Source organism: Fervidicella metallireducens AeB, assembly GCF_000601455.1.
GTDB classification, from domain to species: Bacteria; Bacillota; Clostridia; order Clostridiales; family Caloramatoraceae; genus Fervidicella; species Fervidicella metallireducens.
On sequence record NZ_AZQP01000104.1, the window covers coordinates 1 to 2,117 of the forward strand.

3 protein-coding genes and 1 pseudogene are annotated in these 2,117 nt (G+C 31.2%); all 4 read left to right on the plus strand.

What is annotated here, in order from left to right:
* Positions 1-621: pseudogene (locus Q428_RS15550) on the plus strand (hypothetical protein); the annotation flags it as partial.
* Between the two features lie 15 nt (positions 622-636).
* Complete coding sequence (locus Q428_RS13795; RefSeq protein ID WP_035381921.1) at positions 637-1,035, plus strand: phage holin family protein; 399 nt, start codon at positions 637-639, stop codon at positions 1,033-1,035.
* Positions 1,035-1,691: an N-acetylmuramoyl-L-alanine amidase gene (locus Q428_RS13800; protein ID WP_035381923.1), complete on the plus strand. Its 657-nt coding sequence runs from the start codon at positions 1,035-1,037 to the stop codon at positions 1,689-1,691. Before Q428_RS13795 ends, Q428_RS13800 begins: the two co-directional genes overlap by 1 nt.
* Before the next feature lie 52 nt (positions 1,692-1,743).
* Positions 1,744-1,908, plus strand: coding sequence for an SHOCT domain-containing protein (locus tag Q428_RS15670; RefSeq protein ID WP_169734723.1), 165 nt, complete (start codon positions 1,744-1,746; stop codon positions 1,906-1,908).
* The last annotated feature ends 209 nt before the right edge of the window (positions 1,909-2,117 follow it).

Consider the following 2,117-nt stretch of genomic DNA (forward strand, 5'->3'; position numbering starts at 1 on the left):
CATTCTAACTTTAATTATATAACTTATTCGATAAATCCTTTAATGAGTGGAGAGGGATATATAGAAATATATGGATATAATTCAAGAACAGATACCCAATATAATGAAACAGTTTATACAAATAGATTATTAAGATTAGATCTCAATGGCAATTTAATAAGTGAGTTAAACTTAAAACCTAAAATAGGAAGTTCTACATGGTTTGCTTCAAAGGGAATGAATAGTGGAAATATCGAAAGAAGGTGTTATTTAAGTAATTTAAATTATAGAACAAAAAATAGAATATATTTATATTATTCTGGAACGCAAGGAGGGACAGGCTTTTATCAAGTAATTACTCCTGAAGGCAATCTTGTGGAAGCTTATAGAGAATATTTTACCTTTGAAGATTATTCTGATTCAACGGCCTATCCAATAATTGGGACTGACAAGTCCATTTCAATGTATCGATATTCTTACAATGATTATGTATATTTTGGCATCTATCATCTATCACTATCAAAACCCTGCGGAGCACATACAAAGCTTGCCCAGCCAGTTGAAAAAACGGATGCAAATACAATGAAGGTCCAATATACATTTGAGATAGACTTAATAGATTTTGCCTTTGATTATTATTAAGAGAGGATGATTAAGATGAAAAACAACACAATACAAATAGTTTTTGCTACCATTGGCGGTTACTTAGGTTATTTTTTAGGAGGATTTGATGGGTTTATGTATGCACTTATAACCTTCGTGGTTATAGATTATATAACAGGCATTATGGTAGCAGTTCTTGAGAGGAAACTTTCAAGTGAGGTTGGGTTTAGAGGGATATTTAAAAAGATTCTTATTTTTATCATGGTTGGAATAGGGAATATAATTGATGTTAATGTAATTAAAAGCGGTAGTGCAGTTCGCACCGCCGTTATTTTTTTCTACATTTCAAATGAAGGAATAAGTATCATTGAAAATTCAGCAAAGATTGGACTCCCTGTCCCAGAGAAACTAAAAGAACTTTTAAAACAAATAAATGAAGGGGGAGAAAAGTAATGGCAATGGTATGTTTAGACTATGGACATGGTGGAGTAGATAGTGGAGCAGTATATAAAGGAAGATGTGAAAAGGATGATAATTTAGAACTTGGTTTAAAGGTTGCAGAAGAATTAAGAAGGCACGGGGTTATTGTAGGTGAAACAAGAACTTCTGATACAACTTCAAGTTTAAAGGATAGAACATTGTTTGCTAATAAAGGCAATTTTGACTACTTTATTTCCTTTCACAGAAACGCCTATATGCCTGAGAAAACAAATGGGGTTGAAACGTATGTATATATAATAGGTAGAGAAAAATCAAAAGAATTGGCAAAAAAGATTCAAACCTCCCTTGTAGGCTTAGGTTTTGCAGATAGAGGAGTAAAGTCAGCAAATTTTTATGTTTTAAGGACAACAAAGATGTCAGCAGTATTAGTTGAGGTTGGCTTTATTGATAACAGTGAGGATAACAAATTATTTGACAGTAAAAAAGATGAAATAGCAAAGGGAATTGCAAAGGCTATATTAGAACAGTTAAATATTAAATATGTAGAAACTTCTAAAATACTATACAGAGTAATGGCAGGTTCATACACAATAAAAGATAATGCTGAAAAGCAGGTTAAAAGATTAAAAGAATTAGGTATAGATGCAGTTATTGTTGAGTCTAAATAATTTTGAAGCTCTTTATGGGCTTCTTTTTTTATGCTTAAAAGGGGGAATTTTTGTGACTAAAGAGCAGTTTGAAAGAGAGAAAAACTACAGGATATCAATTGCTATCGCAAAATCAATGCTTTCTAAAAATATAATTGATGAAGATGATTTTGAAAAAATAAAGAAGATGTTTATTGATAAATACAGACCTGCCATAGAAACACTAACATATAATTAACTTGCTTTGTATCAACATAAGAGCTAACATGTGTAGCTGAAAGACACATGGTGTAATGTCAAGAGGTAATTAAAAAATATTTAGCTGTATTTTTCATTGTGTATGGGTAAAAAAGGCAACACTAACCTAAGCCTCAAATATATAGCTTTTTAGACAAGCTATTTGAGGTTTCTTAGAAAAAACTTTTAATTAGGTTTGTCTTTCAGACC